Source organism: Arthrobacter sp. ZGTC212 (assembly GCF_002929255.1).
GTDB lineage: Bacteria > Actinomycetota > Actinomycetes > Actinomycetales > Micrococcaceae > Arthrobacter_B > Arthrobacter_B sunyaminii.
On sequence record NZ_PJIJ01000001.1, the window covers coordinates 353,262 to 370,734 of the forward strand.

Genomic DNA, 17,473 nt, shown 5'->3' on the forward strand with positions numbered 1-17,473 from the left:
ATGTCATCCGCACCGGATCTTCCCCTCTGCGTCACCTGCGGAACCCAATACGGAGCGGAGCGCCGGGACTGCCCCATTTGCGACGACGAACGACAGTACGTGCTGCTGACGGGGCAGGCCTGGACAACGTTCGAACGTCTGCGCGGATCCCCGCACCGGGGAACAATTCATGCGCAGGGCCCGGGTGTCCTGGGAATCGGATGTGAACCGTCCTTCGCGATTGGACAGCGTACTCTGCTGATCAAGGCGTCAAGCGGCAATGTGCTCTGGGACTGCCAGGCGTATTTGGATGACGGGCTTGCCGCCCTGATCCGTGCGGAGGGCGGAATCTCCGCGATCGCCGTCAGCCATCCGCATTTCTACACCACCATGGTGGAGTGGGCGCATGAATTCGATGCTCCGGTGTATCTGCACAATGCGGACAGGCAGTGGGTGGGACGGCCCGACCCCGCGCTGGAGTTTTGGAGCGGGGACAGCCTCGCGCTTGCCGGGGACCTGACCCTTTACCGCGCGGGGATCCACTTTCCCGGCGGCACGGTGCTGCACTGGTCCGGCGATCCGGCCGGCGGCGGAGCGCTCTTCAGCTCAGACATCATCAATGTCATCCCTGACCGTACGCATGTGTCCTTTCTGTACAGCTATCCGAACCAGATTCCCGAACGGCCGGAGGTAGTGGAGGATGCCGCTGCCCGGTTGGAACCGCTGCGCTACGACCGGTTGTACGGGGGCTGGTGGGACCGGATAATTCCGCACGGCGCAGACCGCATTGTGCAGGAATCCGCTCGGCGGTACCTTGCCTTCACCCGCGGATAGGCCAACCGTTTTCGCTGGAAGCCGTTAGAACAGCGGCCAGGGCACGGCAGGCATGCCGCCGCTGGGAGCCGGAAACACTCCCGCTGAACGCAACCGGGCGCAGCGCGCAGCAAACGCCGCAATCTCCTCAGCGGTGAGCAGGTCCGCCAGCTGCCGGCCCAGCTCACCCTGCAGTCCTTCGAGAACCCGGTCGATGCCTCCGAGTTCCTCGGCGCTTAGTGCCTCCCCGATCCATCCCCACAGCACCGTGCGCAGCTTGTGCTCGTGATGGAAGGTCAGCCCGTGGTCCACGCCGTACCGGTGCCCGCCGCCCATGGCGAGGACGTGGTCACCTTTGCGGTCGGCATTGTTGACCAGGACGTCGAACGCGGCCATCCGGCGGAGCGCCGGGGTGTCCTCGTGAATGAGGGCAACAATCTGTCCGCTTTGGTCCTCGCCCTCGAGGACCTCTTTCCAGCCGGTTTCCGGCATGTCATCCACCGGCACCAGATCCACCGCGGTCTGCTCCGGATCGGTGTCCTGCCAGAGCTGCACCATGCCAACGCCCAGCGGGCCGTCCCGCAGCCAGGTGCGCGGCACGATGTTCCAGCCCAGCAGCTCCGACACCAGGTAGGCAGCCACTTCCCGGTGTGCCAGAAACCCGTCAGGAAAATCCCAGAGCGGCTTCTCGCCGGCGATCGGCTTGTAGACCACGGACGCGCCGCCGATGCTGCCCAGGAAGGTGGCGTTGGACGCCGTCGTGATGCGGCCGGTGAGTGTCAGCTCCGCGGTCACCAGATCCGGCGCCGGCATCAGGCCCCGGGGAAGGTGCAGGTGTGCCCGTCGGCGTCGATCGGCTGGCCGCAGATCACGCAGATGGGGCGCCCGGCGCCCACGACCTCCCGCGTGCGCTTGGCAAAAGCGCGGGCGGTGCCCACCGGCATGCTGACCCGCAGCACTTCGGCGGGATCGGCGTCTTCATCCTCCTCAAGGAAGCCGTCATCGTCCTCGTCCACTTCTTCGAGCGGGTAGGCCTCGATGACGAGCTGCGCCGTGGTCGGGTCCCAGCCCAGGCTCATCACGCCGGCGCGGAACTGTTCCTGCACTGTCTCGAGGTCGTCATTGTCGACGAGTTCGAGGGGAGTGCTGGCGGGAACGTGGAAGGGATTGCCGTCGACGGTCATGAGCTGGTCGAGGATCTCGTCGATCTTCTCGGCAAGCTGGGCGGACTGCTGCTTCTCCAGGGCGATGCTGACAAGCTGCTTTCCGGTGCGCACCTGCAGATAGAACGTGCGCTGCCCCGGGACGCCGACAGTGCCGACGACGACGCGGTCAGGCCAGGCGAACTCGTGAACGGTTGTAGGCATAGGACTACTTTAGGCTCCTTCGGCCTGAGGTGCCGCATGTCCCGCGCCTCCGCCGACCGCAGCATCCTCTGACGCCGGAGGAACGGCCAGCCAGGAGAGATCTCCGGCGTCGGTATTGGTGGCAAAAACGGTGGGCCGCCCCTTGCCGTAGTGCACGATCGACACAGAGGCCGGTCCCACGGTAATGCGCTGGAACAGATCCAGATGCATGCCCAGTGCATCGGCGAGGACCGATTTGATGATGTCGCCGTGGCTCACCGCCGCCCATACGGCGCCGGGCCCGTGCTCCGCTTCGAAGGCCGCATCGTGGCGCCGGATGGCGGCCACCGAGCGCGCCTGCATGGCCGCCATGGACTCGCCGCCGGGGAAGGTGACGGCGGAGGGCTGGGACTGCACCGTCTTCCACAGCTCCTCCTTCGCCAGCTCCTCAAGAGTGCGGTTCTGCCAGGAGCCGTAATCGCACTCGGTCAGCTCCTGCTCCACGGGGGCATGCGGGGTGCCGGACTGGCGGTCCAGGATGAACTGTGCGGTCTGCCGGCATCTCTCGAGCGGGCTCGACACCACGCCGACGAGGGGCACGACGGCGAGCCGGTCCCCGGTCACGGCGGCCTGGTCTCGGCCTGCAGAGTCGAGTTCGACGCCGGGGGTCCGGCCGGCCAGCAGCCCGGAGGCGTTCGCTGTGGTGCGGCCGTGCCGCACGAGGATTACTGTTGCCATCCCCATAGCCTAGTCATCCCGTCCGACGGCGGGGCGAACCGCTGGTGATGAGGCAGGATGATGCGGTGACCACCAATGACGAGCAGCTTTTCCTGGCCCATATCCTGAAGAACCCGGTCAACGGGAGAATTCTGCAGCTTGCGCCGCTGCTCGGTGTCTCCGACTGGTGGCTGACGGCCGGTGCGTTGTTCCAAACCGTATGGAATGTGCTGGAGGGCAGGGATCCGCAGGCGGGCATCCGCGACTACGACCTGTTCTACTTCGACGAAGACACGTCCTACGAGGCGGAACATGCGGTCATTGTCCGAGCGCGTGAGGTGTTTCAGGACCTGGGCGTCGAGGTCGAAGTGCGCAACGAAGCCCGGGTGCACCTTTGGTACGAGGACCATTTCGGCGTTCCGGCCGTCCCTTTCACCGGCACCACCGATGCGGTGGATCATTTCGCCGCGAAGACCTGCTGCTTCGCGGTCACGTCCGACCCGGCGGGCAACCTCAGCACCTACGCGCCGCACGGCTACGAAGACTTGTTCGCGCGCCGAATCGTGCCGAACCCGGTCCTTGCCCCTCGGGAAGTTTACGAGGCGAAAACTCAAAGATGGCTTGCTCAGTGGCCTTCGCTGACCGTTTTGCCCTGGCCCGAGGACGAATCCCTCGACAACGCTTTGCCAACCTCTGGACACCTCCCGCCGCCGGCGGCCTCGAATACCCCGACGTGAGATGCTCTAGTCCATGACCACCCCAGCACGCCTCCGTCCCGCCGAGGTGAACGATCTGCCGTTCATCTTCAGCAAGGAGCTCGAGTACATGGAGACCATCGAGCCGGATGGCCTCGAGGGGTGGATGTCCGCCATTGAGTTGAACCTCGCAGACTGGATCGGCTGCCTCCCGCGTACGGTGTTTGTCGTCGACGACGACGGGCTGCCACTTGGATATGCAATGTGGACCCTCCAGGATGACAGCGCCACCCTGGTCTCGATCCATGTCCTCGGCAGCAATCGCCGCCAGGGACTCGGGCGGCTCCTTCTGGAGGCGTTCGAGCAGGGGGTAACCCCAAGCGGAGTTCGCGTTGTGAAACTCGGCGTTCACCGAAGCAACCCGGCCCGCCGGCTCTACGCGGCCGCGGATTATGAAACTACGGGTCAGGACGGCGATTATGTGCTGTTCAGCAAGGTTCTTAAAGAATTCTGACTCCCGCGGACTATGTCCGTGCGCAATGCAGAATCAAGGCAACAATGGTGACTGAATGCCCCGGATGATTGCTGGCGCTGCTGGTTCCGGCCGTTCGGCAATCCGAGTAGTAGTGTTCGTGGCAGGCCCGTTGGTCGGTGCCGGGTTTGTCACATGGGGGAATATCAATGAAGGTCTCATTTATCTCTGCCGTCGTCGTCGGCTTATTGACGCTCACCGGGGGAGCAGTTCCAGCCGTGGCGTCGCCACCTCCGGCTGTTTACGACGGAACGAGAACAGTCGGTGCGGTCCCCGAGCCCGCTCTCCAGGCTGCCGTGCCGCAAGAGACAATAACCAGCCTGCCTGACAGTGACGTGCCAGCCGAAACCTTGAACCACCGCCAGCAGATTACGGACATTTTCAACCGGGTGAACGCGCACCGTGCGGAAAACGGCCTGGGGAAACTCATGTTCTCAGTACCGGCGTCAGAGGAATCGCAGGCGTGGTCGAAGAACTTGGCAGAACAACAGTATTTGAGCCATACCCAATCTCCGGGACTGGATCCTCGGATCAAAGCGGTCTTTTGGGATTACTGGGCGGAGAATGTGGCTTACCGGCAGGATGATAACGCGCATGACATGTTTGATCAGTGGGTCAATTCTCCCAGTCACAACATCAACCTGCTGAGTCCCAAGATAAACACTATTGGAATCGGCCTTTTCACCACCGGCAACAGGGACGCCGCCCAGTATCCTAAAAACTATTACATGTGGGGCACGCAGCAATTCTATAATTTTCCCGAAGAACTTCCTGCCCAGACATATGCGCACCCCGATGACTACTTCGAAGGCCGGGATTCGCTCAACAACCCGGACAAGCTGATAGTCATCCGCAATCCGAACATTGACCACGACCGCGGAACGTACAGTCTCCTTCCGGTCGAAGGGGTGCGTTACTTCGTCAACGGCACCGAAAAGGTGGTAGGTACCTATTCGGGAAACTGGGAAAAGGTGACCATCGAGTACCGGCCGATCCCCGGTTACCGGCTTGCTGCAGGGAAGACAAGCTATATATTTGAAATCGATTTCTCCCTGAATATCCAGGAGACTGAAGCCGCGCACCCGCAGTTCACGGATAGCACCGGAACCTATCGGATTAATGAAAGCTGGGGGGTGGAATACTACGTGAATGGAGTGCTGAAGCCGCCGGGGACATACGATTCCGGATGGGTGAACATCACTGTGGTGGCAAAGGCTAAACTGGGATACCGGCTCAAGGGGACAACCAGCTGGTCGCACCAGTTCAAGAAGCCCGAAGTGACGCCCACGCCCAAACCTACGCCAACGCCGGCGCCTACACCTGCGCCGCCCGCTCCGGTAGTTGCCGTGAGTCCGAAGATCCCGGCGTATGACAAGGCTGCGGGGAAGTATGCCGTTCCTGCAACTGCAGGCGTGGACTACAAGGTAAACGGGACTATTCGTCCCGCGGGCAGTTACGACGGGTCAAGAAGCCGGATTGTCATCACCGCCGTCGCCAAAAAGGGATATCGGGTAGTCGGCGATGCGTCATGGGCTTATACATTCGTCGATGCGCGCAGCGCCCAAGACTTTAGGGATACCAAGGGTACGGCCTTCGCCGGCGACATCCGGTGGATGCGTGCATCCGGCATTTCCACAGGATGGGCCGATAATACTTACCGGCCGTATTCGAATATCACGCGTGACGCGATGGCTGCCTTCATTTACCGCATGGCTGGTTCACCTGCATTTACGCCGCCTGCAAAGACGCCCTTTAGTGATGTAAGCACCAATAATATGTATTACAAGGAAATTACCTGGCTGGCGTCCAGCGGTATAACCACCGGGTGGAGCGATGGAACCTTCCGCCCGGGTGCAAAGGTAAACCGAGACGCAATGGCCGCGTTCATGTACCGCTTTGGGTCCATGTGCAGCATCCCTTCGGTCGACCAGTACAAGGTTCCGGCCGGCAATCGGTTCGTCGATGTACCGTCCGGTGCCGCATTTCATAAAGAGATCTCCTGGATGAGCAGTACGGGCATCACCACCGGCTGGGCGGACAGGACCTTCCGTCCGCTCCAATCAGTAACGCGCGAAGAAATGGCGGCATTTCTCTCCCGGCTGGACACCTTCCTAGCCGACAGCGGCGGGTGCTAAACCAGAGGGCAGACCGGTAAGGGGTAGGCGTATCGGCCTGCAGCAGGAGGGAAGGCCATGGAAATCAACGCCGCATCGACGTCCATGCACGCTAAGCTCCGCCACAGCCCGGCCTTTGTCCGGTTCTGGCTGGGATCCACCGTGTCCGACTTCGGCACCTATGTCACCACGGTGGCGCTGTCCGTCCTCATCCTCGTCACGATGGACGGGACACCCCTGGACCAGGGCATCGCCAACGCGTCACGGTGGGCGCCGTACCTGGTGTTTGGGTTGTTTGCCGGAGTGTGGATTGACCGGTTCCCGCGCCGGACAGCGATGGTTGGTGCGGACCTGGGCCGAGGCCTGATCCTTGCCGTGATCTGCACGGTGGCAGTCATGGGGATGCTTTCCGTTCCGGTGCTGGCGGTCTTGCTGTTTCTTTTCGGCACCCTGGCACTCACCGGCGACGCGGCCTACCAGAGCTACCTTCCGCAGCTGGTGCCCCGGCCGCTGCTGGTTCGGGCCAATGCCCGGCTCCAGCAAAGCGACACCGTGGCCCAAACTGCAGGAGGCGCGGTGGCAGGGGGCCTGGTGGCGCTTCTCTCGGCACCTTTTGCCCTCCTTCTGGACGCGGCTTCCTACCTCTTCTCGGCGGCAGTGCTCCTGACCATGGGCGGCTCAGCTGCGGCGCCCTCCCAGCGGGCCGCTGAAAGCACTGAAGAAGCCGGTCCGAAACGGCACAAGCTCCGGAACAAGATCGGGGAGGGCCTGCGCTGGGTCTACGGGCATCCGCAGCTGGCGCCCCTGGCCTGGAGCACCCATCTGTGGTTTGTGGGCTTCTCCGCCCTCGGCGCAGTACTGCCGGCCCTGGTGCTGCAAAACCTCCACGCCGGTGCTGCGGGACTTGGCGTGGTGCTGGCCTGCGCCGGGGGAGGAGCGGTGCTCGGAACCTTACTGTCCGCCCGCCTGGGGCAGCGGTGGGGCACCGGCCGCACGGTAACCTGTGCCCGGCTGCTTCAGCCGTTCGCCGTTGCTCTGCTGGCAGCCGCTGCCTTTGGCGCTCAGGACAACCCGGGACTTCAGGGCACCGGCAGCTGGCCGGCAGCGGCGGGAGTCATGGTGCTGGTGTGTTCCGGACAGCTGCTGCTGGGCCTGGGGATGGGGATAGAAGGTCCGCTGGAAATGGGGTACCGCCAGGCCGTCACACCGGACCGGCTGCTGGCCCGGATGAGTGCCACCATGCGTTCAGCGAACCGGGGAATGATTGTTCTCGGCGCCCCGGTGGGCGGATATCTCGCTACGACCCGGGGCGTCGGCCCGGCCCTGTGGTTTTCAGCCGGTACCCTGCTGCTGGCCGGTCTCCTGCTCGCGCTGTCACGGTTTCGGAACGCACGGATTGAGGACCAGCAGCAGGGTTTGGTTACTTGACCGCTTCCGGCGGCGCCAGTGCGGCCCGCTCGGCAGCCGCCATGGCCTTGTACTCTGCCACCCGGGCCTGGTGCAGCGGAGTGCGGCGCAGGAACGCATAGACAACGCCCAGCAGGACAAACCAGATGGGCGTCACCAGCAGGGCCTGCAGGGTGTCAGCCTGGGTGGTCAGGGCCCAGAGGATGAAGGCAAAGAACGCCAGCACCACATAGACCATCACCACGCCGCCGGGCATGCGGAACTTCGAGGCCTCATGCAGGTGCGGACGCCGCTTCCGGAACACCAGGTAGCTGAGCAGGATGATCGTCCAGACAAACATGAAGCACAGGGCGGAGATGGTGGTGACCAGGGTGAAAGCTGCGCTGACCGATTCCCCTGCGTACAAAAGAACGACGCCGGCCAGCAGGAAGGTGCAGGAGAAGAACAGTGCGTTCTGGGGCACCTTGCGCCGTGACAGGCGGCCGAACGGCTTGGGGGCGTCGCCGTCGTGCGCCAGGCCGAAAACCATGCGCGAGGTGGAATATATCCCGGAATTCGCCGAGCTGGCGGCGGAAGTCAGGACCACAAAGTTCACCACGGCGGCCGCGGCTCCGAGCCCGGCCAGGGCGAACATGCCCACAAACGGGCTTTCGTCCGCACTGAACTCATCCCAGGGAACCACGGAAATCAGGACCACCAGGGCGCCTACGTAGAAGAGCATGATGCGCAGGGGAATGGAATTGATGGCCCGGGGAAGATTCTTTTCCGGATCCTTGGTTTCGGCTGCTGCCGTACCCACCAGCTCGATGCCCACAAACGCGAAGACGGCAATCTGGAAACCCGCCACGAAGCCCATGGGGCCGGTGGGGAACATCCCGCCGTGCTCCCACAGGTTGTTGAAGCCCGCTACGTCGCCGTCGCCGGACTTGAAACGGGTGAAAATCATGACCAGGCCCACCACAATGAGGGTGACAATCGCCAGGATCTTGATCAGGGCAAACCAGAATTCGGTCTCGCCGAAGGCCTTCACGGTGGGAAGGTTCAATGCCAGCAGCACCAGGATGCAGGCCAGGGCCGGAATCCACAGCGGCGCGTCCGACCACCAGAAGGTGACGTAGTGCGAAATGGCCACTACATCGGCAATCCCGGTGACCACCCAGCAGAACCAGTAGGTCCAGCCGGTGAAGAACCCGGCCCAGGGGCCCAATAGGTCAGCAGAGAAGTCGGTGAAGGACTTGTAGTTGAGGTTGGAAAGCAGCAGTTCGCCCATGGCCCGCATGACGAAGAACAGCATGAAGCCGATGATCATGTAGACAAAGATCACCGACGGGCCGGCCACCGAAATGGTTTTTCCGGAGCCCATGAACAAGCCGGTTCCAATGGCGCCGCCGATGGCCAGAAGCTGGATGTGGCGGCTGGAGAGGGAGCGGGAGAGCTCCGGCTCGGAAGAGCTTTTTACACCGGGAGAAGTCTCCGCGGAGGTGGGGCGGGTCAGGCGGTCAGACATGGGGATCTTTCTTATCTAGGCACCCGCCGGCGCGCGTGACGCCGCCACGCGCACGGAAGGCTCGTACCCAGGCCGTAAGAAAGATGTTGGCGCCACCGCCGACATTCAAGTGTGGAAGTCACGGGCGGGCGATGTCAATTTGGCGGCCCGGTCCGCCTGCCGGGACGCCGTGAGGTCGGCCACGGCGTCAAAGAGGCTGCAGCCGCCGTCATTCTCTTGATGCTGCACCGGAGTGAGGGTAAGGTCACAGGTGGATACACACAAGTGAATATGCCTTTATCAGCCGTGGCGGGAGAGTTCCGCTTATTGCAGCCTCCTCTTTTGGAAGACGCAGCACCGGCGGGCGCCGTAGGAGCAAACCCTCCCCGGGAATCTCTCAGGCCCCTGTACCGCCACAGCGAGGCAACTCTGGAAAGCAGTTTCCGTACAATGCGTGCGGTACTCACCGACGGTGCAAGCGGGGCCACCCCCGCGGAATCTCTCAGGTCCAATACAGAGCGGGGAGGACCCAACGTTTGTTGGCGTACCCCGTCTGCCTTCCAGGAGCCCTGAATGACTGCTGATCTGTCCACCGCCGAAACCCCCGCCACGTCCGCCGCGAACTCCCTTGGTTCCGCCGCAGCCGCGCCGCTCGCCGAGGGTTTTGTTGACCGCCACATTGGTGCCCGCGCCGGCTCCGCCGCAGCGATGCTCAAGGCCGTGGGATATGACTCCCTGGACGCTCTGGCGGACATGGCCGTTCCCGCCGCCATCCGGCAGGGCAGCCCGCTGGTTCTGAATCCCGCCCGCTCCGAAGAGGAAACCCTCGCCCAGCTGCGCGCCATCGCCGGCAAGAACAAGACCGCAGTACAGATGATCGGCCAGGGCTACTACGGCACGCACACACCGCCGGTGATCCTCCGCAACGTCGTCGAGGACCCCGCCTGGTACACCGCCTACACGCCCTACCAGCCGGAGATTTCCCAGGGCCGGCTCGAAGCCCTGCTGAACTTCCAGACCATGGTCCAGGACCTCACCGCCCTGCCCATCGCCAATGCCTCGCTGCTGGATGAAGCCACCGCAGTGGCCGAGGCCGTGCTGCTCATGCGCCGCTCCAACAAGTCCAAGGCCAACGGCGCCATTGTGCTGGACTCTGAAACCCTGCCGCAGACCATCGCCGTGGTGAAGGGCCGGGCCAAGGCCCTGGGCTTCGACGTGATCGTGGCGGATCTGGCCAACGGACTGCCCGACGGCGAAATCACCGGCCTTGTCCTGCAGCAGCCGGGCGTTTCCGGGGTGGTCCGGAACCAGGAAGCCCTGATTGCCGAAGCCAAGGAACGCGGCGCGCTCGTCACGGTAGCCGCGGACCTGCTGGCCCTGACCGTCATCACGCCTCCCGGCGAGCAGGGTGCCGACATTGCTGTTGGCTCCGTGCAGCGCTTCGGCGTTCCGCTGTTCTTCGGCGGCCCGCACGCCGCCTACATGGCCGTCCGCAAGGGCCTGGAGCGGTCCCTGCCCGGCCGCCTGGTGGGTGTCTCCAAGGATTCCGCCGGCACCCCCGCGTACCGCCTGGCCCTGCAGACCCGCGAGCAGCACATCCGCCGCGAGAAGGCCACCTCCAACATCTGCACCGCGCAGGCGCTGCTGGCCATCGTGGCCTCCATGTACGCCGTCTATCACGGACCCGAGGGCCTGAAGCGGATCGCCCGCCGCGCCAACGACTCTGCCCGTACCCTGGCCGCTGCACTGCAGGACGCCGGGATCGAACTGCTGCACGAGAGCTTCTTCGACACCGTCACCGCCCGCGTCCCGGGCCGCGCCGCCGAAATCGTTGCCGCCGCGGAAGCCCGCGGCATCAACCTGCGCAGCATCGACGCGGACACCGTGGGCATCTCCTGCGATGAGACGACGACGCCGGCCGTCCTCGCCGACGTTGCCGCCGCCTTTGGTGCCGCCGCTGACTCAGCGGACAGCCAGCCGGAGGGCTTCGAACTGCCGGAGGATATCCGGCGCACCTCGGAGTTCATGACCCACCCGGTGTTCTCCTCCTACCGCTCCGAAACGCAGATGCTGCGCTACCTGCGCCGCCTCTCGGACCGTGACCTGGCCCTGGACCGGACCATGATTCCGCTGGGCTCCTGCACCATGAAGCTCAACGCCACGGCCGAAATGCAGGCCATGACCTGGCCCGAGTTCGCCTCCATCCACCCGTTTGCCCCGGATTCCCAGACCGAGGGCTGGCGCGAGCTGATCGCTGATCTCGAAGAGAAGCTCGCGGTCATTACCGGCTACGACCGGGTGTCCATCCAGCCCAACGCCGGCTCGCAGGGTGAGCTGGCCGGCCTGCTGGCCATCCGCGGCTACCACCACTCCCGCGGCGAGAACCAGCGCACCGTCTGCCTCATCCCCGCCTCGGCGCACGGCACCAACGCCGCCTCCGCCGTCCTGGCCGGGATGAAGGTGGTGGTGGTTGCCACCGCCGGCGACGGCGCCATTGACCACGCCGACCTGCGCGCCAAGATCGATGCGCACCGCGACAACCTCGCCGCCATCATGATCACCTACCCTTCCACCCACGGTGTGTTCGACGACGACGTCCGCGACGTCTGCGACGCCGTCCACGAAGCCGGCGGCCAGGTCTACATTGACGGCGCCAACCTCAACGCCCTGGTCGGACTGGCGCAGCCCGGTGAATTCGGCGGCGACGTCTCCCACCTGAACCTGCACAAGACCTTCTGCATCCCGCACGGCGGCGGCGGTCCCGGCGTCGGCCCCGTGGCCGTGAAGTCCCACCTCGCACCGTTCCTGCCCGGCGACGCCGCCACCTGGTCCGAGGGCGAGGACATTCCCGTCTCCGCCTCGCGCTTCGGCTCCGCCGGCGTGCTGCCCATCTCCTGGGCCTACGTCAACCTCATGGGCGGGGAAGGCCTGACCGAAGCCACCAAGAGCGCCCTGCTGGCCGCCAACTATGTGGCCGCACGGCTCAACGACTACTTCCCGGTTCTCTACACGGGCAAGGGCGGACTCGTGGCGCACGAATGCATCCTGGACCTGCGCGAACTCACCGCGAAGACCGGAGTCACCGCCGAAGACGTGGCCAAGCGCCTGGTGGACTACGGGTTCCACGCCCCCACGCTGTCCTTCCCGGTGGCAGGCACCCTGATGGTGGAACCCACCGAGTCCGAGGACCTGGGCGAAATTGACCGCTTCATCGACGCCATGATCGCCATCCGCGCCGAAATCGACCAGGTCGCCGCCGGCGACTTCACCCTGGAAGGCAGCCCGCTGCGCAACGCACCGCACACCGCCGTCGTGGTGGCCGGCAATGAGTGGGACCGCGCCTACCCGCGGGAACAGGCCGCCTTCCCGATGCGCAGCCAGCGGATGGACAAGTACTTCCCGCCGGTGGGACGGATCGACGGCGCAGCCGGGGACCGGAACCTCATCTGCTCCTGCCCGCCCATCGAAGATTTCGAAAACTAGAGCGCAAAGGCTAAGAACAATGACTGAGAAATACACCGCGCTCTACGAAGAGCACAAACGCCTCGGCGCCTCCTTCACCGATTTTGGCGGCTGGCAGATGCCGCTGAAGTACAGCTCCGAGCTGGCCGAACACCACGCCGTCCGCAAAGCAGCGGGCCTGTTCGATCTTTCCCACATGGGCGAAATAAAGGTCACCGGCCCGGACGCCGGTGCCTTCCTGGATTACGCACTGGTGGGCAAGCTGTCCGCCGTCAAGGTGGGCAAGGCCAAGTACTCGCTGATCACCAATGCCGACGGCGGGATCATCGATGACCTGATCAGCTACCGGCTCGACGACGAGACCTACCTGGTGGTGCCCAACGCCGGCAACGCACCGGTGGTCGCCGCCGAACTGGCAGCGCGGGCCGAGGGCTTTGACGTCACCGTCAACAACATCTCCGACGACACGTCCCTGGTGGCCGTGCAGGGGCCCAACGCCGAGGCCATCCTGCTGGCCCTGGTTCCCGCCGAGCACCGGGACGCTGTGACGGGGATGAAGTACTACGCCGCAGCCAAGGTGCCGATGGCGCTGGGTGCCTGGAGCGCGGAACTGCTGGTGGCCCGCACCGGGTACACGGGCGAGGACGGCTTTGAGATCTACGTGCCCAACGACGCCGCCCCCATCCTCTGGGCAGCACTGCTCGACGCCGGAGCGGACCGGGGCCTGATCCCCGCCGGTCTGGCCTGCCGTGACTCGCTGCGCCTGGAAGCCGGCATGCCGCTGTACGGCAATGAACTCTCCCTGGAGCTGGATCCCTACGCCGCAGGCCTGGGTCCCGTCGTCGCCCTCTCCAAGGAGGGGGACTTTGTGGGCCGCGCCGCGCTGGAAACCAAGAAGCAGCAGGCTCCGGCCCGCCGCCTCGTGGGCCTGAAAGGATCCGGCCGCCGCGCCGGCCGCTCGCACTACCCGGTCCTCTCCGACGGCGCCGTGATCGGCGAAGTCACCTCCGGTGCGCCCAGCCCCACCCTGGGCTATCCGATTGCCCTGGCCTATGTGGACACCGCCTTCACGGAGCCCGGCACCGAAGTGCAGGTGGACCTCCGCGGCAAGCCCGAGCCCTTCACCGTCGTCGGGCTGCCGTTCTACAAGCGCGGACAGTAACCTCCCCGCCGGCAGCACGGCGGAATGCCGTGCTGCCGCAGTGCCGACCTAGACTTTGAACTAACCCGCAGGACTTCAGATGCACCGAAAGGCAACCCCATGAGCAAAGTGAACGCAGGACTCCGTTATTCGGCAGAGCACGAGTGGGTGGACGGTTCCAGCCCCGTGAAGGTTGGCATTTCCGCCGTCGCCGCCGACGCCCTGGGCGACGTGGTGTACGTTGACCTGCCCGAGGTCGGCACCGTGATCACCGCCGGCGAAACCTGCGGCGAGGTCGAGTCCACCAAGTCCGTGTCCGACCTGTACGCACCGGTGTCCGGCGAAATCGTGGAGATCAACCAGGAAGCCATCGACAACCCGGCCCTGCTGAACGAGGACCCGTACGGCGCCGGCTGGCTCTTCACGGTCAACACCACGTCCGAGGGTGAACTGCTCAGCGCCGAGGAGTACGCGGAAAAGAACGGCGGCGAGCTGTGACCGATTACCTGAACTCCCACCTCGCGCAAATTGATCCGGAGGTGGCGGAGCAGATCGACAACGAGCGCCGCCGCCAGCAGTCCGGCCTGGAAATGATCGCCTCGGAAAACCACACCTCCGTGGCCATCATGGAAGCCCAGGGCTCCGTGCTGACCAACAAGTACGCCGAGGGTTACCCGGGACGCCGCTACTACGGCGGCTGCGAATACGTGGACGTCATTGAGCAGCTGGCCATCGACCGCGCCAAGGACCTCTTCGGTGCCGGTTTTGCCAACGTGCAGCCGCACTCCGGCGCCCAGGCCAACGCCTCGGTGATGCACGCCCTGATCCGTCCGGGCGACACCATCCTGGGCCTGTCCCTGGCGCACGGCGGCCACCTCACGCACGGCATGAAGATCAACTTCTCCGGCCGCCTGTACAACGTGGTGCCGTACAACGTTGCCGAAGACACCCACCAGGTGGACATGGCCGAGGTGGAGCGCCTGGCCCGCGAGCACCAGCCCAAGCTGATCGTGGCCGGCTGGTCCGCGTACGCCCGCCAGCTGGACTTCGCCGAATTCCGCCGCATCGCCGATGAGGTGGGTGCCTATCTGATGGTGGACATGGCCCACTTCGCCGGTCTGGTGGCCGCCGGACTGCATCCCAGCCCGGTGCCCCACGCGCACGTGGTCACCTCCACCACGCACAAGACCCTCGCCGGTCCGCGCGGCGGCATCATCCTCTCCAACGACGCCGACATCGCCAAGAAGATCAACTCGGCAGTGTTCCCCGGACAGCAGGGCGGACCGCTGGAGCACGTGATCGCCGGCAAGGCCACCGCACTGAAGATCGCAGGCACCCCGGAGTTCAAGGAACGCCAGGAGCGCACCCTGACCGGTGCCCGCCTCCTCGCGGAGCGGCTGCTGGCCGACGACGTCGCCGCCAAGGGCATCTCCGTGGTCTCCGGCGGCACCGACGTGCACCTGGTGCTGGTGGACCTGCGCAATGCCGAGCTCAACGGGCAGGAAGCTGAAGACCGGTTGGCGCAGATCGACATCACGGTGAACCGCAATGCTGTTCCGTTCGACCCGCGGCCGCCGATGGTGACCTCGGGCCTGCGGATCGGCACCCCGGCCCTGGCCACCCGCGGATTTGATGAGGACGCGTTCCGTGAAGTCGCCGCCATCATTGCGCTGGCCCTGGTGGCCGGTGCGGACGATGACCTCTCGGAGCTGAAGGCACGCGTCACCGCGCTGGCCGAAGCTCATCCGCTCTACACCGAGGTGGCCGACCTGGCCTCCTCACCCGCGCACGTCTAAGGAATCCTCGTGGCTGTTGGCGTTTTTGACCTGTTCTCCGTGGGCATCGGCCCGTCGAGCTCACATACCGTGGGCCCGATGCGTGCCGCTGCCGTTTTCGCGGCTGAACTGGTGGACGCCGGCATCCTGGACTCTGTGGCCGGTCTCCGCGTTGACCTGTACGGGTCACTCGCGGCGACCGGCCGCGGCCACGGCACCATGACTGCGGTGCTGCTGGGGCTGGAAGGCTTCGCGCCGGAAAAAATCCTGCCCGAAGAGGTTGAGGAACGCCTCGCGGCCATAGAATCGACCCGCAAACTGCAGCTGTGCTCCCAGGTCCCCGGTGCCGATGCCTGCGTGCTGGAATACGGGGAAGCGGACATAGTCCTGCATCCGCTCACCGTCCTGCCCCGCCATACCAACGGCATGAAGTTCGCCGCCAGTGCTGCGGACGGGTCGGTGCTGCACGCGGCAACGTTCTTCTCCGTAGGCGGCGGCTTCATTGTGCGCGAGGGTGAAGAAGACGCTGCCCGCGAGGAGCTGGAGTCCACCAAGGCGCAGCTGCCGTTCCCCTTCCGCACCGCCGTCGGCCTGCTGAAACACTGCGCCAATAACGGGCTGAGCATCTCAGAAGTAATGCTCGCCAACGAAAAAGCTTCCCGGACCGAGGAAGAGATCCGCTCCGGTCTGCTGCACATCCGCGACGTGATGGAGGAATGCAAAAACTCCGCCATCGCCCGCACCGGCCTGCTGCCCGGCGGACTGAAGGTCCGCCGTCGTGCACCGGCCTGGCACACCCGGCTGCGCGCCGAGGATCCGAACCGGGATCCCAAGTTCTGGCAGGAATGGGTGAACCTGGTGGCGCTGGCCGTCAACGAGGAAAACGCCTCCGGCGGACGGGTGGTCACCGCTCCGACCAACGGCGCGGCCGGCATCATCCCCGCCGTCATGTTCTATGCCACCCACTACGGTCCCGGGATGGAAAACGCCACGCAGGAGGAAAAGGACGACGTCGTCGTGCGGTTCCTGCTCGCCGCCGGCGCCGTGGGCGTGCTCTACAAGGAGCAGGCCTCCATTTCCGGCGCCGAGGTGGGCTGCCAGGGCGAGGTGGGATCGGCGTCGTCCATGGCCGCCGCCGGTCTGGCCGAAATCCTGGGCGGCACCCCGGAACAGGTGGAAAACGCCGCCGAGATCGCCATGGAACACAACCTCGGCCTGACCTGCGATCCGATCGGCGGGCTGGTGCAGGTGCCCTGCATCGAACGGAACGCCATCGGCGCCGCGAAGGCCGTAAACGCCGCGAAGATGGCGCTCTGGGGCGACGGCGACCACCGCGTTTCCCTCGATGAAGTCATCGTCACGATGCGGGAAACGGGCCGCGACATGAGTTCCAAATACAAGGAAACCGCCCTTGGCGGACTGGCCGTGAACGTGGTGGAGTGTTGACCCTCAGGACCTTCTGAGGTTTTCCTGTCGGAGAGGACACGCCATGCCCAAGACGGCCAAAAACGGCGCACCCATCAAGGACGAGCTGCCTTCAACTCTGCAGCGCTCCGATTCCAAGGCGCAGGACTCCTTCGCGAAGACGTACGACTCGGCCATGGAGGAATACGGCGACGAGGAGCGCGCTGCGCGCACGGCGTATGCATCGCTCAAGCACACCCACGAAAAGGTGGGGGACCACTGGGAGGAAAAGGAAAAGAACGGTCCCTCCGATGCCAAGGCCGCCGAAGGACGGAATTCCGCCAGGAAAACCGCCGGCGGCGTGGACGCAAATGCCTCCAAAAAGCACCTGTATGACCTGGCCTCCAAGCTCGATATTTCCGGCCGCTCAAAGATGACAAAAGATGAGCTGGTGGACGCACTCCAGAAGGCCAATGCGGCTGCAACCCGGAAAGCACGCGAGGGTTGAACCCTGCCCTGCAGGCTTTTGTGAGGCATTAGCGGGTTAACCTATAGCCCGATTTGTGATTTGTCTAACACTGCGGTTGTAAGCAAAGCTGGGT

General features: G+C 64.7%; 16 protein-coding genes and 1 riboswitch. Of the genes, 11 read left to right on the forward strand and 5 right to left on the reverse strand.

Going from position 1 to position 17,473, the window contains the following annotated elements; translation table 11 throughout:
- On the forward strand, positions 1-813 hold the full coding sequence (locus tag CXQ89_RS01810; protein ID WP_104160093.1) for an MBL fold metallo-hydrolase: 813 nt from the start codon (positions 1-3) through the stop codon (positions 811-813).
- Positions 814-837: 24 nt separating this feature from the next.
- Here the strand turns inward: CXQ89_RS01810 and CXQ89_RS01815 are convergent, their stop codons facing one another.
- From CXQ89_RS01815 to CXQ89_RS01825, 3 genes are read right to left on the reverse strand one after another with little or no spacing between them, the layout of a single operon-like run.
- Positions 838-1,605: an SCO1664 family protein gene (locus tag CXQ89_RS01815; RefSeq protein WP_104160094.1), complete on the reverse strand. Its 768-nt coding sequence runs from the start codon at positions 1,603-1,605 to the stop codon at positions 838-840.
- The gene (locus CXQ89_RS01820; RefSeq protein WP_104102273.1) at positions 1,605-2,159 is read right to left on the reverse strand and encodes a DUF3090 family protein; all 555 of its coding nucleotides are present in this window, start codon (positions 2,157-2,159) and stop codon (positions 1,605-1,607) included. Before CXQ89_RS01820 ends, CXQ89_RS01815 begins: the two co-directional genes overlap by 1 nt.
- 9 nt (positions 2,160-2,168) lie before the next feature.
- Positions 2,169-2,876, reverse strand: coding sequence for a histidine phosphatase family protein (locus CXQ89_RS01825; RefSeq protein WP_104160653.1), 708 nt, complete (start codon positions 2,874-2,876; stop codon positions 2,169-2,171).
- A 65-nt stretch (positions 2,877-2,941) separates the two neighbouring features.
- Here CXQ89_RS01825 and CXQ89_RS01830 point away from each other — a divergent pair, with 65 nt between their 5' ends.
- From CXQ89_RS01830 to CXQ89_RS01845, 4 genes are all read left to right on the forward strand, one after another.
- On the forward strand, positions 2,942-3,592 hold the full coding sequence (locus CXQ89_RS01830; protein ID WP_258059793.1) for a nucleotidyltransferase family protein: 651 nt from the start codon (positions 2,942-2,944) through the stop codon (positions 3,590-3,592).
- A gap of 13 nt (positions 3,593-3,605) precedes the next feature.
- Positions 3,606-4,064 (forward strand): GNAT family N-acetyltransferase, encoded by a 459-nt coding sequence (locus CXQ89_RS01835; RefSeq protein ID WP_104160096.1) that lies wholly within the window; start codon positions 3,606-3,608, stop codon positions 4,062-4,064.
- Between the two features lie 167 nt (positions 4,065-4,231).
- Positions 4,232-6,217 (forward strand): S-layer homology domain-containing protein, encoded by a 1,986-nt coding sequence (locus tag CXQ89_RS01840; protein WP_104160097.1) that lies wholly within the window; start codon positions 4,232-4,234, stop codon positions 6,215-6,217.
- A 57-nt stretch (positions 6,218-6,274) separates the two neighbouring features.
- Positions 6,275-7,624 carry an MFS transporter gene (locus CXQ89_RS01845; RefSeq protein WP_258059794.1) on the forward strand — a complete coding sequence of 450 codons (1,350 nt, stop codon included), beginning with the start codon at positions 6,275-6,277 and terminating at the stop codon, positions 7,622-7,624.
- Here the strand turns inward: CXQ89_RS01845 and cycA are convergent.
- Entirely contained in the window at positions 7,617-9,110 is a 1,494-nt protein-coding gene (cycA, locus tag CXQ89_RS01850) for a D-serine/D-alanine/glycine transporter (protein WP_104160098.1), read from the reverse strand. The two genes, CXQ89_RS01845 and cycA, sit on opposite strands and share 8 nt — an antisense overlap.
- 105 nt (positions 9,111-9,215) lie before the next feature.
- The gene (locus CXQ89_RS18725; protein WP_258059795.1) at positions 9,216-9,338 is read right to left on the reverse strand and encodes a hypothetical protein; all 123 of its coding nucleotides are present in this window, start codon (positions 9,336-9,338) and stop codon (positions 9,216-9,218) included.
- 51 nt (positions 9,339-9,389) lie between these two features.
- A riboswitch (glycine riboswitch) is annotated at positions 9,390-9,512 on the forward strand.
- Between the two features lie 150 nt (positions 9,513-9,662).
- Here CXQ89_RS18725 and gcvP point away from each other — a divergent pair.
- The 6 genes from gcvP (at position 9,663) to CXQ89_RS01880 (ending at position 17,379) form a co-directional block, all read left to right on the forward strand.
- Positions 9,663-12,572, forward strand: a complete 2,910-nt coding sequence (gcvP, locus tag CXQ89_RS01855; RefSeq protein ID WP_104160099.1) for an aminomethyl-transferring glycine dehydrogenase — start codon at positions 9,663-9,665, stop codon at positions 12,570-12,572.
- Positions 12,573-12,591: 19 nt separating this feature from the next.
- A complete protein-coding gene (gcvT, locus tag CXQ89_RS01860; RefSeq protein ID WP_104160100.1) occupies positions 12,592-13,713 on the forward strand; it encodes a glycine cleavage system aminomethyltransferase GcvT in 1,122 nt (373 codons plus the stop codon).
- Between the two features lie 99 nt (positions 13,714-13,812).
- Entirely contained in the window at positions 13,813-14,190 is a 378-nt protein-coding gene (gene gcvH, locus CXQ89_RS01865) for a glycine cleavage system protein GcvH (RefSeq protein WP_104053329.1), read from the forward strand.
- A complete protein-coding gene (gene glyA / locus CXQ89_RS01870; RefSeq protein WP_104160101.1) occupies positions 14,187-15,488 on the forward strand; it encodes a serine hydroxymethyltransferase in 1,302 nt (433 codons plus the stop codon). The genes gcvH and glyA overlap by 4 nt, the downstream gene beginning before the upstream one ends.
- 9 nt (positions 15,489-15,497) lie before the next feature.
- The gene (locus CXQ89_RS01875) at positions 15,498-16,913 is read left to right on the forward strand and encodes an L-serine ammonia-lyase (RefSeq protein ID WP_104160102.1); all 1,416 of its coding nucleotides are present in this window, start codon (positions 15,498-15,500) and stop codon (positions 16,911-16,913) included.
- Positions 16,914-16,956: 43 nt separating this feature from the next.
- Positions 16,957-17,379, forward strand: coding sequence for a ChaB family protein (locus tag CXQ89_RS01880; RefSeq protein WP_104160103.1), 423 nt, complete (start codon positions 16,957-16,959; stop codon positions 17,377-17,379).
- The last annotated feature ends 94 nt before the right edge of the window (positions 17,380-17,473 follow it).

Coding starts and splice junctions, on each gene's coding strand:
- CXQ89_RS01815 (WP_104160094.1), bottom strand. CDS start 1,605: ATGCCGGCGCCGGATCTGGTGACCGCGGAGCTGACACTCACCGGCCGC.
- CXQ89_RS01810 (WP_104160093.1), top strand. CDS start 1: ATGTCATCCGCACCGGATCTTCCCCTCTGCGTCACCTGCGGAACCCAA.
- CXQ89_RS01845 (WP_258059794.1), top strand. CDS start 6,275: ATGGAAATCAACGCCGCATCGACGTCCATGCACGCTAAGCTCCGCCAC.
- gcvP (WP_104160099.1), top strand. CDS start 9,663: ATGACTGCTGATCTGTCCACCGCCGAAACCCCCGCCACGTCCGCCGCG.
- CXQ89_RS01825 (WP_104160653.1), bottom strand. CDS start 2,876: ATGGCAACAGTAATCCTCGTGCGGCACGGCCGCACCACAGCGAACGCC.
- CXQ89_RS01820 (WP_104102273.1), bottom strand. CDS start 2,159: ATGCCTACAACCGTTCACGAGTTCGCCTGGCCTGACCGCGTCGTCGTC.
- CXQ89_RS01835 (WP_104160096.1), top strand. CDS start 3,606: ATGACCACCCCAGCACGCCTCCGTCCCGCCGAGGTGAACGATCTGCCG.
- CXQ89_RS01840 (WP_104160097.1), top strand. CDS start 4,232: ATGAAGGTCTCATTTATCTCTGCCGTCGTCGTCGGCTTATTGACGCTC.
- gcvH (WP_104053329.1), top strand. CDS start 13,813: ATGAGCAAAGTGAACGCAGGACTCCGTTATTCGGCAGAGCACGAGTGG.
- CXQ89_RS01880 (WP_104160103.1), top strand. CDS start 16,957: ATGCCCAAGACGGCCAAAAACGGCGCACCCATCAAGGACGAGCTGCCT.
- cycA (WP_104160098.1), bottom strand. CDS start 9,110: ATGTCTGACCGCCTGACCCGCCCCACCTCCGCGGAGACTTCTCCCGGT.
- gcvT (WP_104160100.1), top strand. CDS start 12,592: ATGACTGAGAAATACACCGCGCTCTACGAAGAGCACAAACGCCTCGGC.